A 17,488-nucleotide genomic window follows, 5' to 3' on the forward strand; every position below is an offset into this window, starting at 1 on the left:
AAATATTTTTTTTCATTGGAAGATCATCATCTCAACTATCCACGCAAAGTGAATTAGATGCTTCAATTCAGATTGAGCGTTTAATTCATCTTTCAATGTATCCTAGAACAAATTGGAAACTCGTTAAGAGCTTTAAAACTTCATATAAAAGATCTAGATAATGTCACATTTGAAGAGAATGAAGAAGAAGCTTAAAAACTAAATAAAGCACGCTTTGCCATTTGATCTTAAAGTTCGAGTTGTTTCAATTGCAACGGGCATACAAGAAAGCTATCCTGACAAGGTTCCGATCATCAAATTATCTTGAGCAATTTAACATCTTAAATCACTCTTCTTTTTTTATTCCTGTATTCTAGAAAATTGCTTTGCATATTAATTCTTAGGGAAAATACTATTTTTATCTGGTAAATGCATATTACAAAATACGTTTAAAACTCACATATATAAAAGAAAAATATGAACGGCGTTTATGGCATCAATTCTACCTCTTTAGAAAAAAATATTGATTTGTTACAAGAACCGATACTTTTACAAATTCCGATGGAACTTATTGTAAAAATTCTTTCGCATTTAAATATTAGTTCTATCTTTGCAACCGGAGCTACTTGTAAGGCATTAAAACAAATTATTTGTGATTTTGAAGATGTTTATCTTAATAAACTAAAAACAATCTATAGAAGTCAGTTTCCTGAAACATCTGCTGAAAGCAAAGGGGCTACTGCTTTTCAGTATTGTCAAGCCAAAAAATTAGATGGACTCATTAAAAATAAAGAGATTCAACCTAAAGTTTATAAATTATGTCCCGATTTATTAAATTTTTATAATGGTCCCCCTTTTCTTTTAAACGATGGCAGAATCATTAATGCTTATCACTTAAATCAATCAAATTTTCTTCAAATCAGCAGTCTGACAACACTTCAAGAATGCAAAAAAATGGACTGTCCCTCTTTTGTCCTGAGTTTAGATTGTATGCAAAATGAAATTATCATTTGCGGATGTGAGAAAGTGATTCATTTAATTGAGTTGGAAACAGGACATCTTATTCGATCGATTCCTCTAACTTGCGATGTTTGGGCTTTGACACATGTAGGTCAAACCATCATCGCAGGATGTGATGATGGTTTGATTCGCATGTGGGATTTTAAAACTTTAAATGAAATGTGTGAGCTCAAAGGTCACACACACGCCGTGTTAAGCCTAAAAGTTCAAGGTCATATTCTTTTTAGTGCTTCTAAAGATAAAACAATCCGGATGTGGGATTTATCCCTAGGGACCCAAATTTATCAAATTGAAAGGCATGTCTGTGCCATAACTTGTCTTGCTATTTCCAATGACAAAATGGTTTCAGGATCTCTTGATGGAAGGATTGATGTTTGGAATTGGAAAGAAAAAAAACTTTTGCAAAAAATTCAGATTGAGAATCCAAAATTTCATAAAATTAATTCCATTGCTCTGTTGGATGGAAAAATTTTAAGCATATCAAACAATGCAACAGTTTTTGATCGACCTTCTATCTTTATTTGTGATTTAGAAACAGGAGTCGAATATAAAAACCTTGATGAATTTGCGGGTTCCTGGCGCGCCTACTTATTGACTTGGGAAGGAAAAATCATTTGCCGAAGAAACTCGGGAACCTACATTTATAGTTTTGCTGAAGAAGATGCTCTTTCATCAAAAAATGTGCTTTAAAATTCTTGTCGGATTCTCTTTCAAGGTTTGACAATATCTTATTTTTATCTTTAAAAAAAAGTAATCATCCACGAATCCTCATAAGAGGATGTGTGGATTTCAAAGACTTGGATGGCCAAAAAAAATGGTTATAAGGCTATCTAGGTTTTCTTGTGGAAGCGCGTGCTGTCGCAAAGAGCTGTTATTCTTATAATCTATTTTTTAACTAACCAAATAATTATTTTCTTTTGAAATAAATTGGATTTAGCAAACGACATTGGAAGGTTAGTTATGAATTTGTTCGGGATATACGAGGCTGGATATTTGATGTTCAAAAATACAAATTGTCATCAAAATACTATTCGCGTGCCTACCATGATTGAATGTCTTTTTTTTAATACAATCGAATTGAAAATTGAATTAGAAAATAGAATGAAATTTTTTTATCTGAAAACAAGGGATGTCGTAAAATTTTTAGAAAAAAATGAGATCGACGTTTCACCTTATGCCTCAGAGCTAGAATTAACCCATTTATTTCACCAATATATTCTTTATCCGCAAGAAATTAAGGCAAAATATAGCCAGCATCTTATATCTGGAAAGTGTTTGAAAGGAAGAATCAAGCTCGATATTTGGAAATTAGATGCTGATGACACGGGTATTAAAGTTGCAAACTTGTTTGAATGGCTGTTTACGAACACTGTCAAGCTTCCGCTTTGGGATGGAGAAAAAATGACAACATATACAGTAAAAAGGGATGAGTTAATCGATAATTTAAAAAATCATCATGTTTTTGTCGATTGGCAGATTTCTGATGAAGGTCTTTTGCATAAAATTAGATCCTTAGCGATTCAGTCCTTAGCTGGTTCCAAGGTAGATTTAATAGCTAATGCGCTGCTTGGAAATTTTGTCCACATGAGCACTGTCTCTTCCTTTACGAAAGAAGGGAAGGAACTTAAAGGCGGATCAGAAAAAGAATTACACTTTATTTCAAGCTGGGCTCCCACACCAATTCTTGCCATAAAGATTTATGAGAAAAAAAACGAGGTTTCTCAAAACCCTATCTTAATCACTGTTCTTCAGAAAAATGAACCAGTTTCTGTTTATATTGATGCCAATGAGCTTGCTCAGCGCTTACACCTTTCTTTGGAGAAGATAGAAGAGTATGCAAAAAAAGGAGAGTTGGAAGCTTACCTAAGTTCTAAGGAAGATCAATTGGCATGCTTAGAAACTGTACTTGCCAATTATAAACGTTTATTTAAAAAACAACGGTTGCTCGGAAGAACTTCTTTATCTCCGGAAAAGCTGATGAAAATGATTCATGCTTTTGTGAAAAGTATGCGAGTAGGAGATCCACCCGTTTTAGTGGCCAAAAAATATATTGGACTTTTTCGAGGGAAAAAGTTGCACATCGTTGATATGACAGTTAAAAAAACAATTAATCAGGGTGCTTTCATAGAAGCTCTGAGTGTGCAAAATCCGGTGTCTGGTAGGCCAAAGGTCTTAAAAATCATCCGAACAGATTTTCCTGAGGCAGAACTTGCTCGGCACGCTTTGAAAAATGAATATGATTTTTTGCACAAACTGCATAGAGGATTTCGCGGGAAAAAAATTCCTGGCATCCAAAAAGCCCCACATGCCATCAGTAACTTATCACAAGGAAAGGGGAAAGAAGGGTTTCTATTGACTCCTCAATATATAGGAGATGCGTTTGATAACGAAATTGTTCCAGATGAAAAAGCCATTCAGGCTCTATACAAGTTGCTAAAAGGCTTTGAATATTGTGTTAAAAAAATGAATTTAGGGCATGGAGATATTAAACCTGAAAACATGCTTATTAGGGAAGTTGGGCAGGCATATGAAATAGACTTGTCCGATTTTGGAGGAGCGCGCTTTTTAGGCAAAGCACGGGGCCTAGGAATATTTTCGGTCAATTATTTCCCTTATAATGATCTTTTGCTTTTGCGAGAGTATGATACAGGAGTTCCTGAAGATCAGGAACTGTTTGATGCGTATTTTAGATTGAAAGATGTCTATGCCTTGGGAAGCTCCATGTACTTTATTTTGTCAGGGGGATACGAGCCTTATCATTTAAGAGAGTATAATCGAGCTTTAGATGGCCCCTACAATGATGAATTCATTGTACGTCGGAAGACATTTGCTCCAGGAGGGCATCCTCCACCTGAAGCGAATTTTAATCGAGAATTGTTGCTAAAGAATAAAATTCCTCTGGAAATCATCGATTTAATCGAAAAAATGGTGAACTTGAATCCGGATGAGCGGATCAACATTTATGAAGCAGCCAAAATATTTGATGCTTATATGGATTCGAAGGGTAAAAAGCTAACATTATACTAATTATTTAAGGACTGTCAAAAATCTTGCAAATAGACTGACAGTCCTATTGTGATTATGCTTATAGAAGTAATTCATCTGAAGTGTTAGTGTTGGATGACAGATTGAATCATCCTAAGGAGTTCGTATGAACCTAATATCTGGCACTTGTAAGAATGGTGCATTTTACTTTGATTCTTATCCATCGAGTGGCATTAAAGTCCGTGGGCGCTTTACATCTCTTTTTTATCAATGTGTAAAGGTTAATATAAAAACACCCTGTGGAATTAAAACATATCGTCTAGATTTTTCAGAATTAAAACATTGGAGCAAATTTCAGGGATTAAAGCTTGAAAAAATGCCCAAGCTTAAGCTTATTTCTAACATTCATGCTTTTATCTACCAAAAAAATGGCTCGACCTTTCCTTTTTTGACAGGAAAGTATTACCAACATCGATTGAACTTGGAACCTTGGTTAACAAGCAAAGGAATTAAAAAAGCACGGTTGATTGACCGGCTTTTTTTTCGTAGCGTGACATTTTTGGCTATCGTGGATGGTCGCCTTAAAACGGTTCATATTCGAAGAAAAAGTTTGATTAAGTGGATGGAAAGTGTTCAGATTCCTCTAAATCCAGATCTAAAGGGTAATGAAGCATTGGTATACACTGTCCAAGAACATGCGAATGCAATTATTAAAAAGCAGTCAGAAGAACAGCAACTGCAAACAAAGCCTAAAGAAAATCCTGTAGAAATAAACAAACCTTTACCAGCCATTATACCTGGCGTTATAAAAAATATTTTGATCTGTCGTCTAACCTACAATAAAAAAGGGGAAATCGTTCCTGGTACCACTCAGGAAGAAAAGAGACTTGTTTTTGATAAATGGCAAAATGATCCTCGTTTTTCTTTAAAAGTCTTATCAGAGGCATCAGAAAATACTGTGCAAGTGTTATGCGACGATGAGGAGAATGAGCTTATTAACGTTGATGCTACAGATCTTAGCCGCCGTTTACATCTCTCGCTATCTAGAATAAAAAAATATGCGGGAAAAGGAAACTTAAATGCATATATGGATAAAAAAGTACTCAACATGGATGTTGTCATTGATTACTACGAGAGAATTTTGAAAAAAATGCAAGGGCTGGAAAAGCAGATTTTATCTCCTGCAGTCCTCATGAAGATCGTTCGATTGTTAGTAAAAAAGGGTTTTTTAAAGCAGGGTTCAAAAGATATCCAAAAACTACAGACTATTGAAATAAATGACTGGAAAATTGCCTGTGGCTTTTCTGACGAAAAAAAACTCCTTCTTTTAGATCTTGCGAGCTTAACTTTTTATAACAAAGGAGCAGCAGGGACAATTTACACAATCAAAAGTTTTTTATCAGATCGATTAAAAGTGATTAAAATAGCATGTGGCATGCCAGATTATATTTTGGAAAATGAATATTATACGCTCAAACATTTTCATGGATATGGAAGAGAGCATGGTTTGCAAAAAGCACCTCAAATGCTATTTAGAATGAAAATAGAGGCTGAGCAAAAATCACGCTACGCATTTTTATGTCATAAGTATGAAGGAAACCTTTTACAAGCAGCAGGATTAAATAAAAAATTAAAGCCTATAAAGCATGATATTTTCACAACGTTTGGCAAGAAATTTAATGCCATTTATCAGTTGGTTTGCAATTTTGAACGTATTTATCGCACGAAACTGTTACATCATGGAGATATCAAATTAGAAAATGTTTTTTATGAAGTCGATAAAGAAGGCATGGTTCAACTCTTTTTGGCAGATTTTGGAGGTGCATCCGTTTTGGATGAGAAAAGAGGTTTTCATTTGGAATCAATAGCGGCTCCACAGTACCTTCCTGAAGGAGATTTAAATGCGATTTTTTCTGCTAGACAAGAGGGGAATCAAGGCTTTTTTAACCAAGTTGCTCATAAAATGGACGTGTATGCGTTGGGTTGTTTATTATATGAGTTTTTCTCTCATGGGCAAATTCCTTACGACCCCAAACAATATGTCTTGCGAGCAGATTACTTTCCAGAAAGGAAAATTCCTCCGTTGCCTACTCTTGATGGTCCCGAATTTAATCGTAAAGTGTTAGAATCTCTGCCTGAAGAGTTAATCGAGATCATTGCGGCAATGACTAATCTGGATTATGAAAAAAGGATTTGCTTGACAGAGGTAAAAGATAGATTAGATGAATTTAAAAAAAGCTCCCAGCTTTAGTGAAGCCGGGAGCTTTTGTGGCTTATTTACCTTTTCTTTTGCGTTCGTTTTCTGTTAGCAAACGTTTACGCATGCGAATAAAATGAGGTGTAACTTCGATGAGTTCGTCATCTTGGATATAGTCGATGGCTTGCTCAAGAGTAAAGCGGCGTGCAGGTGTCAGAATGATGTTTTCATCGCTGCCAGAAGCTCGCACGTTTGTTAGCTGCTTTCCTTTGATCACGTTAACGACGAGGTCGTTTTCACGGCTATTTTCACCGACAACCATCCCTTCGTAAACGTCGTCGCCTGGGCTTGTAAAGAGAACTCCCCGATCTTGTAGGTTAAAGCAAGCGTAGCCGTTTGTTTTACCAGGACAAATAGAAATTAAAACACCACGGTGTCTACTTGGAATCGCACCTTTCCATGGAGCAAAATCTTCAAACACAGACGTCAAAATGCCGAGTCCACGTGTCACTGTCAAAAAGTCATTGCGATAGCCCATCAAACCGCGCATAGGAATTAAAAACTCAATCGAAGTAATGCCATGCTCATTAGTGTGTAAATGTTGCATTTCACCACGACGTTTGGAAAGTTCTTCAATCACAGTTCCAGAATATTCTTCGGGTACTTCGATATGGACTCTTTCTATTGGTTCGTGTTTGACACCATCGATTTCTTTAATAATAACTTGTGGTTTTGAAACGCTAAATTCAAAATCTTCACGACGCATCGCTTCAATTAGAACGGAAAGATGAAGTTCGCCACGTCCAGCAACTGTAATTTTATCTTGTTCGTCTTGCGATTCTGTAATACGCAAGGAGATGTTTGCTTTTTTCTCTTTTTCTAGACGTTGACGGATTTTATTCATGGTGACATGCTTTCCATCTTGTCCAACGAACGGGCTATTGTTAACAGTGAAGTCAACAGAAACAGTTGGCTCGTCCAATTTAATTCTTGGAAGGCGCACAATTTTTTTAGGATCGCATAATGTATCGCCAATAGTGATTTCAGGGATACCTGAAATACATACGATGTCGCCTACACCAGCTTCATTCATTTCAATCTTTTCTAGGCCTAAATAGCCTTCAATACGTGTAACTGTGCAACGGGATTCTGTACCATGCTCATCAATGTGAATAATGGAATCACCTTTATGAATTGTTCCATCTAGGATACGTCCACAAGCTTGTCTTCCCACATAGTCATCGTAAGAAATGGTCGCAGCATGCATTAAAAATGGATTGTCTAATTTGCCCTGAGGTGCTGGCACTGCAGATACAATCAGCTCAAAAAGAGGCTTCATGTCTGTGCTTTTTTCACTGAGATGGTGCATCGCAAAACCTGAGAGACCGGAAGCGTAGCAATAACGGAAATCGAGTTGGTCATCAGTTGCGCCAAGTTCTGTAAAAAGATCAAAAGTTTTGTCTAGAACACCGTCTGGATTTGCGTGTGGACGGTCAATTTTGTTCAAGACAACGATGGGGCGAAGTCCCATTTTAAGAGATTTTGAAAGCACAAAGCGTGTCTGTGGCATGGGACCATCTTGCGCATCTACAAGTAAAAGCACAGAGTTAACCATTCCGAGGATACGCTCAACTTCACCAGAAAAGTCCGCGTGACCAGGAGTGTCAATCACGTTGATTTTATATTCTTCTTTAGTCTCGTCATCCAAGAAATATAGGGAAGTGTGTTTTGCAAAGATCGTGATACCACGTTCTTTTTCTTGATCATAACTGTCCATAACACGATCAGGGACATGCTGATTTTCACGGAAAATATTAGATTGCCGAAGCAGGCTGTCCAACAATGTTGTTTTTCCGTGGTCAATGTGGGCAATAATTGCGATATTTCGAATTTTTTCTGGTGAAAACATGAATCTCTATGGGTTGAATGTTTTTGAATCTATCCTGTTCAGCGTGTGAATTGATTTTTTTCAAAACTTCAAATCTTATCAAGCCGCATGAAAGAGGATAGGAACTTAAAAATAATTTCTTTGGATTGTTTAGAATATCTTTATATAACATTTAAATCAAGAATTAACTAAATTACTTTTTCAACAATTAATTTTCTTGAAAAAAGAAAAGAAAAAGGCTAAGCTCCTCTTGTCCAGAGTTTAAAAATCTGAACTTTTTCAAATTGACCCCTTCTCTTCACTCAAGAAGTTGAGCCGTTAGTTCAGATTAAGTAAGGTGCATAAGTTGATTGTTTTATGGAGGTTTAGATGAATAGAGAGAATCATGACCAAGAGCATAAAACAGGTGCGCCTTATTATCCCCAGGGGTATCTTCTCGATACTAAAGTCAGCCATTTAGACGACGTATTGAATGAAAAATTGGAAAGAGCTTTTCATAAAGAAACTGCTCAAGTTCTCCTGCACGATGTCGCTAAAATTGCGAGCGAGCATGATCCTATTGACTTAGCTTATGCAGTAAGTCGCCTCCCTCCCCATGCACGCGTGGTTGTTTACGAAAATTTGCCAGATGTAGCTGCCAAGATCATTTTTATGATTAATACGGGCAGTAGCACGCGATCGATTATTTTTCGGGAAATTGATGATGAAGAAATTTTGCAATTAGTCTCTGGTATGCCTCCCGATGAGGCTGTTTGGATATTAGACGATATGTCAGATCGCCGTATTCGTAGAATTTTGGATCTTCTGGATTCCAAAAAAGCCGCACGGATACGAGAACTACAAAAACACGATCGTCATAGTGCTGGACGTTTGATGAGCAATGAGTTTTTTGCTTTTCATATGAATACAACAATTGGAGAGGTCGCCGTTTGTATTCGGAATAATCCAGGAATTGAATTTTCACGCAGCATTTTTGTTTTGAATGATACCGGCGAGTTAGCGGGCTTTGTTCCGGGCAGGAATTTGATTATTAATCCCGATGAAGTTCAGCTTAGACAAATCATGGGGCCTGTTCTCCATAAAGTGACAGTCGATACACCCCGCGATGAGGTTGTTGACCTTGTAGAAAGATATAAGATCCCAGCATTGCCCGTTGTGAATCAGGATAACCACTTAGTTGGTGTGATCACTTATTACAATGTTGTCGAAGCAATGGAAGATATTGCCGATGAAACCATCGCTAGCATAGCGGGAACCGCCGAAAGTGTGAGCGAGCATGAACCCGTTTTCAAACGCTTTATGTGGCGTGCACCTTGGTTGTTAGTGACGCTTTGCGCAGGATTAGTAACAGCTACAGCAATGTCCCATTTTAATGATCGGATTTGGTTTGCATTCGTGCCGTTTTTTGTGCCTCTTATTACGGGAATGTCTGGAAATGTGGGGATTCAGTGTAGTACAATTTTGGTTCGAGGGATGTCGACAGGGGAATTGTCGCCCGGGACACGTGGTGAAGCAATTAGCAATGAGATTGGAATTGGGCTTCTGATTGGATCCATCTTCGGTTTGCTTTGCGGAACTGTTGTTTATATGCTGCATCATTTTGGATTTCATGATCTCGGAACAGATCCCTTTATGCTTTGTATGACCGTCAGCTTTGGAGTTTTGGGAGCATGCTTGACTGCAACGGTATTGGGGACATTATCTCCCTTCTTCTTTGTGCGCGTCGGTGTTGATCCGGCTGTGGCTTCTGGACCTATTGTGACAGCTTTTAACGATGTGTTATCAACCTTGATGTTTTTCCTCGTTGCAAGAGTCACAAATATCTTGTATTCTCACTTTTATTATGCCACAAATGAGTCTTTATTTTAAGTCTAGAGAGAGACTGGCATGGATGAAGATTCAGATACCTATTGGCAACTTCTGAAGTTAAATTTTAAAGTTAAATACCGCAATTTCAAAGAATTTTGTGCCATTGTTAGGCGCTTTTACAAGAACCGGCAATTCTGTCAGTGCGATCTTCTACTCTTGAGAGAGTACCTTTGGCAAAATCCTTTTGCCATTAGCAAAAAATTTTTAATTCGTCATGGCGAGAAGAACGTGCATGCTTACGGAGAGACCCCTTTAACGAGTCTGGCAAAAATCGCCGAGGCTTGTCAAATAACTCCAAAAGATGTGGTGTATGAACTTGGGTGCGGGCGAGGACGAGGGTGTTTTTGGCTGCATTGCTTTTATCAATGCCGCGTGGTAGGGATTGATTTTGTTCCCTCCTTTATTCAAAAAGCTGAGAAGGTAAGAAAGCGATGTGATCTTGAAGCTATCGACTTTCGTTGTGAGGACATGTCAAAATCCGATTTTTCTGGTGGAACAGTTTTTTATCTCTATGGCACTTGCTTGGAGGATTCTTTAATTAAAAAACTCATAAAAAAATTCAAGCAATTGCCATCAGGTACAAAAATTATGACAGTAAGCTATCCATTAAGCGATTACTCTTCTGGTTTTAATCTTCATAGGACTCTTTCTGTACCTTTTACATGGGGTGAGGGGATTGTTTACATTCAAGAAGTAAAAAATTCGAAATAAAAATCGGATTTATTTTCTATGACAATCATTTTGGTGTTTTTCCCTCATGACTTTTCATGTGAGTATTGTTTTGTGTGACTAATTTTTCTCCTGTATCAAAATCAAAAGTATTTTTACAAAATACATGTAGAGCAGTACCACCAAGGCGGTCTGTCGCATTCCTGTCCAGTGTGATACCTGGCAATATGGTTAATTTGACTAAACGTTTAAAAATAGCTGTTTTTTTTCATGTGACAATTGTTGTTTGAGGATTTCAATAATTGGCATCTAGATAGGCGATAAAGTGGGGAACAAAAGTTTTTAGCATTTTCAAAAAACACCTCATTACCCATTGGAAAAAAAATAATATAAAAAATAGAAGATTTTGAATAAGCTGTCATTATTACTTAAAATAAAAACAATGAGGTAATGATGGGGATACAGCAAGGCCTTGCAAATCCAATCTCTGACTTTAATCGGGCAGTTCGGCCATTTCACAGACCGAATTCTAATTTGATTTGGCATGTAAAAAAACACAATATGTCTTGCTTACATTCGGACATCGTGACAAATCAAGACCCTGTTTTATTAAGTGCCTGCCAAAGTGTGTTTAATTCTATTTTAGCAGGAAAGTATAAGGAAATGCTTTGGCGAGCTAAAGGATGTGAAAACTCAGACCACGTGATGGGTAACTGTTCCTTCATGTTTACACATCCTTGGATGGGCACTTTGGCTGAATGCTCATGTGATTCGTTTTCTAGAATGGACCAGCCGAATCTTCGCAGAGGCTATGAGAATCGTGTGATAGATAAAGTTCTGACAATGGTATACAATCAGCTTAGAGAGGCCAATACATCGAAAGAGATCAAAGTGAGTATATTTGCTTCGGGCGACTTATTTGGCGAATTCAGTCTGATGGTGCGGTTATTTAGTGAATTACAAAAGCAGTACCTGATGTGGGATGGGAAAATTTGTCTAAACTTGATCGATCTTCGATATACCTCAAATGAAGGACAAGTCTTATCATCATTAAAAACAATAGGCCAAATTAAGAAGGAAATTCAATCACTTAAGAGTTCTCAAAAAAAATCAGCTTTGGGTTTAGTGATTCTTTCAGTCATCGCTGTTGTTGTTGGAGGAATTGGAACAGCTGAAGGATTGCGAAGAAAAGACAAGGCTATGACAGGAGTTTCCGCGGTTGTAGCTCTTGGAGGGGTGAGTGGTGCTGTTTACATCGCTTCAAAATTTGCTGAAATGGGTCGGCAGATACGAGAATTAAAAGCGCAAAAGAAAGCGTTGTTATCAACGGCTTATCAAGTGAGCAATTTAAGTGTTCCATCCGTGAAATCTTCCCATGCAATGGAAACGTTTATTCGTTGGATGGAAGTGAGTAAACCCGCTAACATTAGGCTTGAAGTGAATTTTTATGCGGATGCAAATAGTTACGGACGTCTTTGTCAAAAAGATACAAGTTTAAAAAACCATCTTTTAATTGGCTCAGATATTGACGATGCAATTTCAGTTGTAGATAAGCTTTCGAGAGACGTTTTAATCGATCAAAGGGACCGTGTCATTTTGAAACACTCGGGACTTGAAGGATGATTCTCAATTTCCACCTGGACAGCTTATTCAGGTAGAATTTGAAAAACTTCTAAACGATTATAATATCGAGGCCTCTTAGTAATCCAACGACTTCAGGAAGAGAAAATTTTGCTTTTTTGATTTTGTTAGTACGAGGATCAATGTCGTAACACTTTGCACTCGAAAAGTCTGCTTTACTAAGATCGCAGTTGTGAAAAATCGTTCCTGAAAGATCGGTTTCACTAAAATCGGCACCATTTAAAGACGCATTAGTAAAATAGTTTTCTTTTAGCTTACTTTCCGTAAAGGCTGTATTTTTCATATTAAGGTCAGAAAAATTGCAATAGTGCAATAGACAATTTTTAAAACATGTCGAAAAGAAAGCTCTTTCACATTTAAAAAATTCGGCTCCGACGATTTTACAATCGATAAATTGAACATCTTGCATACGGCTTCCATCCAGCTTTACAAGGCTAAAATTACATCCGGTAAAAGTGCAGGAACAAAATTTTGCATTCCGCAGGAGACTTTCTGAAAAATTGCAGTTATTAAACGAACAATTGATAAAAGTATGATACTCAAACGACTTTTTTGAATAATCTTCAGACTTAAAAATCTGTTTCTCAATAGGTGCTTTGAAAGATTCTATCATTTGTCCCAGCCGTTTTAACTGCAAGTTTATGAATGCAACTATTGTATAGGAATTTTCCCCAAAATTCAATGAATAGGTCAATGCGTGGCGGCTTAGTAGAGCTTATAATTGATTCTTAAGCCATTCAAAGGATTGGTTGATGATGTCGGGTCTTTTACGTACATAGTGATCCATCCCTTCAACACGCAGGTACGTGATTTTAGCATCTGCATTCTTTGCTTTTATGAAAAAAGCATCCCTTGAGTGTATGATCGTATCCTCAGCTCCTGCAACAACTAAAAATAGTGTGTGAATTTTTTGGTAAAAAGCAGAGCATCTGCATGATACTTGAAGGTCATCCATAAAAAATATTGATCGGGAGTTGGATTATATGCAATGGCTTCCATATGTATGTCATAACGTTCTCGCGAGTTGATTTGATCTACACATATGCTACAGTTACTGAGTTTGGTATGGTGGAGGCATTCTGGGTTGTCGAAAAGCAATTGTTGTAAAAAAGCCCAAAGTTCTTCACGCCATGACCAGTCGCCAGCTCCCGACCAATTGATTGTTGCAAGTGTGGAGTCGGAGCATTTTCTATATCGAATTGAGGCATAAGAACGACAATGGGGCCACGTTTCATGTGGTTAGTGGTAAGAAAAGGGGTAAAAGGACAAAAGCCCTTTAAATACCCCTATCTAAATATTTTATGGCATTATATGAAGCGCAGTATCTTTGTTGGATTTATACACTGCATTAGATTCAGCTAAGAGCTGTTTAACTCTTGGTATTCTTTGAGCAAGATTTATTTTCTCATCGCGAATGCTGTAGGCGAACGGGAAAAAGATCTGATCTTTTTCGGCCCATCCAATAAACCAACCAACTTCTGAAATTTTTTGATTTTGTTCAACGATAGAACCCCATCCTGTTTTTCCAAATAACTTCCATCCTTCAGGTAATTCGCTGACAAATAAGAGCACTTTAGTCATCTGTATGGCACTGTTTGAAATGGAAAGCTTTTCTTGAACCATTTTTTGAATAAAATCAACCTGTTCTTTAGGGGAAATTTTCAAAGAAGAGCTTATCCATGCTTTTGTCAGTCCTCCTGACATGTCTTGATTCCCATATTCTAACATGGCTAAATAATGGTGAATATTTTCGATTTCAAGTTTTGTCGCTAATACCCTAGAGTACCAGACACAAGAGCTTTTCATCCAAGAGTGTGGGCTCTGTGGTTCTTTCCATGATGTTAAGAAGTCATCGTAACCTTCTTGAAAAAACCAAATAGGTGTTTTTTCATCCTTTAAGATTCCTGCATCGTATCCCATCAAGCTCAAAACAATTTTAAAAGTAGAGCAAGGCGTGACGCGTTCATGGATGTGAGGGCCTAGTTCGTGCACGATTTTACTGGTGGTGCCGTTAATGAGAAGAAAGTTTTCCTCAGTTGAAAAAACATTCATGCTAGGAAAAAAGAGTAGAAAATAAATTATTAATCTTGAAAATAATCGACGATCCATTGAAAACCTCATTTTTTGCAAGGATTCTAATGGAATAAATGCTTTGTAAGCTAGGGAATTAGTTTTTTATACAATGCCTGGCGTTGTATTAAGTTTTGCTGTATACCACAGAATGTAATCTTTATTTTTAGTTTGCAAATCGATGAAATTAAAATAACTAGTCAATGGAGTCAGTTTGATGAATAAGCTGAAATATTTAATCTGTCTTGCAATTGGTATTTTTGGTTTTTCCAATCTCTACAGTAATTCCCAGTTATCTAAAGATAAATATGAATCGTTGACAAGATTAAAGGGTACATATAATGAAAAAGAAAAAGTTTTCAAAGCCATTTTTCCAAGAAATGATATTAAGATCTCCGTGGACAACACTCAATTAGATCCATTTATGGGATTAACTTCTTGGTCAGCTTTCACTTCTGTTGGAGAGAACAAATTTATGGTGATGGGGGATTTTGTTCTCTTTCAAGATGAAGTCAATCCAGTGATGACTGTTTTTTTGAACAGCAATATCGATGTTACAGCTCTTCACAATCACTTCTTCTACGATACACCTAAAGTTTATTTCATGCATATTGGGGGAGAAGGGCCTCTTGCTCATTTAGCTGGTGGTGTAAAAAAGGCGTTAGATGTGGTTAAAGACATCAGAATAAAAAATAGTTATCCATCAAAAAATTTTGGAGGTGTCCACATTTCTAGCCAGAATTCCATCGACATTTCAAGCTTAGAGAAAATTTTCGACACGAAAGGACAAAGTAAAGATGGAATGGCAAAATTTGTTTTTGGAAGATCAGTGAAAATGGGTGATGTTATTCTCGGCGGTGATATGGGGGTTAATACGTGGGCAGCTTTTGCTGGAACGAACGAAAATGCCATTATAGATGGTGATTTTGCCGTTTTAGAAAATGAATTACAATCTGTTCTGAAAGCTCTGAGGAAAGGTGATATCAATATTGTTGCCATTCATCAACACATGACGTTGGAGCATCCTAGAATGATATTTCTTCATTATTGGGGACGAGGAAATGCCAAAAATCTCGCAAACACTGTTAAAGAGGCTTTAAAGTTAACAAAGTGATATAAAGAAAATGTGAAGTTGACTCATGAGAAACTCTGGCGAATCGTATGGTTTGTGAAAAAAAATTTCGATCACCCTAATGCATGATTTTATTTTGTTTGGGGTTGCGAGACGTGGTGTTCAACAAATCGAGCTTAAGCATTTTTTTCTGTTGCTTTGCTCTATAGCCTTACCACTATTAAACATAATTAAAGATTTATTCTCTAGTTAGTGAGCAACAATTGCATTTTGGGCTCAAGCATATGTTTCGCTTCTTGCCGATTAGGTGGCGGTGCTGCCTCTTTATTCCAAAATTGTTTAAACCAAGGCTCATTAGTCGTCGCTTCCCACGAAACGCTCGTATTGCAAATAGCAAACCATATAAGCTGTTCCAATAAAATTTTATTCTTTTTAAGGTGTTCAGGAAGATGATGCCATTGATGATGGTCATGTAAAACTGCAGCTATTCCATACTGCAAAAGATATTGACGAGCGGTATCGAGTTCTTTAAATTTGAAAATCCCATGGCTAACAGCAGTTATATATAATTCCTCATTTTCTTTAAGAATATTCTTATTCGGAACATGTTTGATAAAAGCGGGATAGGAACTATCACGTTTTTTAGCGATGGCAAAGATTTTTTTAATAATGTCTAAGTCATTTTGAAAAGTTTTTGGCAATTTTTGAAAATATTGATAACAGTCTGGATCCTTTGCAATGAGGGCTTCCACGATGTCTCTGTCTTCTTTTAATAAATTTGGTAAAACTCCATATTCGTGAAAGCTGATATGCTTATCATTGATCAAACTTAGAATAAAAGATTTATCATTTTTGATATGATCTGGAACTCGCTTAAAAATTTCATTGAAACAAAAGGGCTTTATTTGGATTAGAGCGTGCAAAAAATCTTTGTCACTAAATAATTTTTTAGGAAAGTGTTTTAAGAATGCATTATGGCCATTAAGAAATAGTGAAACATTTGAAAAGTCGTCTTGTCTTTTTAACCATTTGCATACAAGAATAAAATTGCCTAAGAAGGGAATGAGTGCCAACACACCTTTTGTGACATGAGACCAGTTATCCAACTTGCGTCTTGTTAAGCTGAAAATGTTAATTGGGTCGTTCGATTTTGAGGGGGGAGTTCCGAATGCGCGATCTCGAATGGCACAGATTAAGTGCACGATGCCAGAAGGAATGCTGATTATAGGTACAAAATCTGTGTAAGAAAGATAATAAGAGGCTGTATCTAATCTGTTCATAAAACACTTGGTAAATTCATGAAATAATCCGCATAAGTTTATCTATTAGATTGATTAATTGGCAATCTTTTAATGCATTTGGTTGAATCAATTAAAAGCAGCCGGGGACAGGATTATTTAGTTTCGCACAGAAATTTTCGGTTTTGTTAAGCATCTTAACTTCGCTTGGATCGCATCCAAGGATTTGGCAGCTTCCAATCACAAACATCTCTGTAGCACCTTTTACAACCATTTCTTGGGCAAATCGAACGCTACTATTCCAAGTTGGCAAATAAGGTCGTACAAAGCCCATGAAGTTCCCAAGTTTCCAGTTGGCTGGTTTTTGAGCTTGTTTATGTGCTATGTGTTTTCTAAAAGCTCTCTGGATTTTTGTCGCGGCTATTGTTCTTTTCAGCTTTTGCATGACTAGCTGTTGCTGTTTTAATTTCTTTAAATGAGTGATAGCTTGTGTATTTTCTAAACTAAATATTTTAATCGGAATGGTGACTAGTAAAATCGGAAGTGAAATCAAACTGATCGCGATAGCTAAGCCCAGAGATCGGGAGGTGGCGTATTTATATTTTTCATCACCATTTAAATCATGAAAAAAGACAACGCGCTTTCCCCCAAATAAGGCATAGACCCCTTGATTGTGAAAATCAGCCCAACGCAGGATGCGTGACTTATCTTGATAATTAAAGAAATCAAAACGGTCAATCATGTGAGTCTCTGCGTACAAAGGGGTTAATAGATCTGAAAGATAGCCTGAATAGAGTAGTCATCATTGCTTTTTAGAAAGGCTATTTTTTACATGCCGAAGAATAATACTGGTTCGCATG

At 37.0% G+C, this 17,488-nt stretch carries 13 protein-coding genes; 7 read left to right on the forward strand and 6 right to left on the reverse strand.

The window, feature by feature from the left end:
* Positions 1 to 456 precede the first annotated feature (456 nt).
* The 3 genes from AOM43_RS00435 (at position 457) to AOM43_RS00445 (ending at position 6,235) form a co-directional block, all read left to right on the forward strand.
* Positions 457 to 1,689 carry an F-box/WD repeat-containing protein gene (locus tag AOM43_RS00435; RefSeq protein ID WP_059358632.1) on the forward strand — a complete coding sequence of 411 codons (1,233 nt, stop codon included), beginning with the start codon at positions 457 to 459 and terminating at the stop codon, positions 1,687 to 1,689.
* Positions 1,690 to 1,959: 270 nt separating this feature from the next.
* On the forward strand, positions 1,960 to 4,026 hold the full coding sequence (locus tag AOM43_RS00440; protein ID WP_226987334.1) for a protein kinase domain-containing protein: 2,067 nt from the start codon (positions 1,960 to 1,962) through the stop codon (positions 4,024 to 4,026).
* Between the two features lie 124 nt (positions 4,027 to 4,150).
* On the forward strand, positions 4,151 to 6,235 hold the full coding sequence (locus AOM43_RS00445; RefSeq protein WP_059358634.1) for a protein kinase domain-containing protein: 2,085 nt from the start codon (positions 4,151 to 4,153) through the stop codon (positions 6,233 to 6,235).
* A 22-nt stretch (positions 6,236 to 6,257) separates the two neighbouring features.
* Here the strand turns inward: AOM43_RS00445 and typA are convergent, their stop codons facing one another.
* Complete coding sequence (gene typA, locus AOM43_RS00450; protein ID WP_059358635.1) at positions 6,258 to 8,090, reverse strand: translational GTPase TypA; 1,833 nt, start codon at positions 8,088 to 8,090, stop codon at positions 6,258 to 6,260.
* A gap of 348 nt (positions 8,091 to 8,438) precedes the next feature.
* On the opposite strand from typA, the gene AOM43_RS00455 reads away from it, so the two are divergent.
* From AOM43_RS00455 to AOM43_RS13575, 3 genes are all read left to right on the forward strand, one after another.
* Positions 8,439 to 9,938, forward strand: a complete 1,500-nt coding sequence (locus AOM43_RS00455) for a magnesium transporter (RefSeq protein WP_059358636.1) — start codon at positions 8,439 to 8,441, stop codon at positions 9,936 to 9,938.
* A gap of 18 nt (positions 9,939 to 9,956) precedes the next feature.
* Positions 9,957 to 10,649 (forward strand): SAM-dependent methyltransferase, encoded by a 693-nt coding sequence (locus tag AOM43_RS00460; protein ID WP_006341732.1) that lies wholly within the window; start codon positions 9,957 to 9,959, stop codon positions 10,647 to 10,649.
* A 543-nt stretch (positions 10,650 to 11,192) separates the two neighbouring features.
* Positions 11,193 to 12,230: a hypothetical protein gene (locus AOM43_RS13575; RefSeq protein ID WP_226987335.1), complete on the forward strand. Its 1,038-nt coding sequence runs from the start codon at positions 11,193 to 11,195 to the stop codon at positions 12,228 to 12,230.
* A 49-nt stretch (positions 12,231 to 12,279) separates the two neighbouring features.
* Here AOM43_RS13575 and AOM43_RS12890 read toward each other — a convergent pair whose 3' ends face one another.
* The 3 genes from AOM43_RS12890 to AOM43_RS00480 all read right to left on the reverse strand — a co-directional run bounded on the left by AOM43_RS12890 (position 12,280) and on the right by AOM43_RS00480 (position 14,357).
* Positions 12,280 to 12,861, reverse strand: a complete 582-nt coding sequence (locus AOM43_RS12890) for a pentapeptide repeat-containing protein (protein ID WP_079978221.1) — start codon at positions 12,859 to 12,861, stop codon at positions 12,280 to 12,282.
* A gap of 102 nt (positions 12,862 to 12,963) precedes the next feature.
* Positions 12,964 to 13,203, reverse strand: coding sequence for an alpha/beta fold hydrolase (locus AOM43_RS00475; protein ID WP_059358638.1), 240 nt, complete (start codon positions 13,201 to 13,203; stop codon positions 12,964 to 12,966).
* A 344-nt stretch (positions 13,204 to 13,547) separates the two neighbouring features.
* Positions 13,548 to 14,357: a penicillin-binding transpeptidase domain-containing protein gene (locus AOM43_RS00480; protein ID WP_161792746.1), complete on the reverse strand. Its 810-nt coding sequence runs from the start codon at positions 14,355 to 14,357 to the stop codon at positions 13,548 to 13,550.
* A gap of 178 nt (positions 14,358 to 14,535) precedes the next feature.
* Between AOM43_RS00480 and AOM43_RS00485 the strand changes: the two genes are divergently transcribed.
* Entirely contained in the window at positions 14,536 to 15,432 is an 897-nt protein-coding gene (locus AOM43_RS00485; protein ID WP_059358639.1) for a DUF1259 domain-containing protein, read from the forward strand.
* A gap of 203 nt (positions 15,433 to 15,635) precedes the next feature.
* On the opposite strand, the gene AOM43_RS00490 is transcribed toward AOM43_RS00485, so the two are convergent.
* Positions 15,636 to 16,670: a hypothetical protein gene (locus AOM43_RS00490; RefSeq protein WP_059358640.1), complete on the reverse strand. Its 1,035-nt coding sequence runs from the start codon at positions 16,668 to 16,670 to the stop codon at positions 15,636 to 15,638.
* A gap of 91 nt (positions 16,671 to 16,761) precedes the next feature.
* On the reverse strand, positions 16,762 to 17,370 hold the full coding sequence (locus AOM43_RS00495; RefSeq protein ID WP_006341957.1) for a hypothetical protein: 609 nt from the start codon (positions 17,368 to 17,370) through the stop codon (positions 16,762 to 16,764).
* Positions 17,371 to 17,488: the final 118 nt, after the last annotated feature.

The organism is Parachlamydia acanthamoebae, assembly GCF_000875975.1.
Lineage (GTDB): Bacteria > Chlamydiota > Chlamydiia > Chlamydiales > Parachlamydiaceae > Parachlamydia > Parachlamydia acanthamoebae.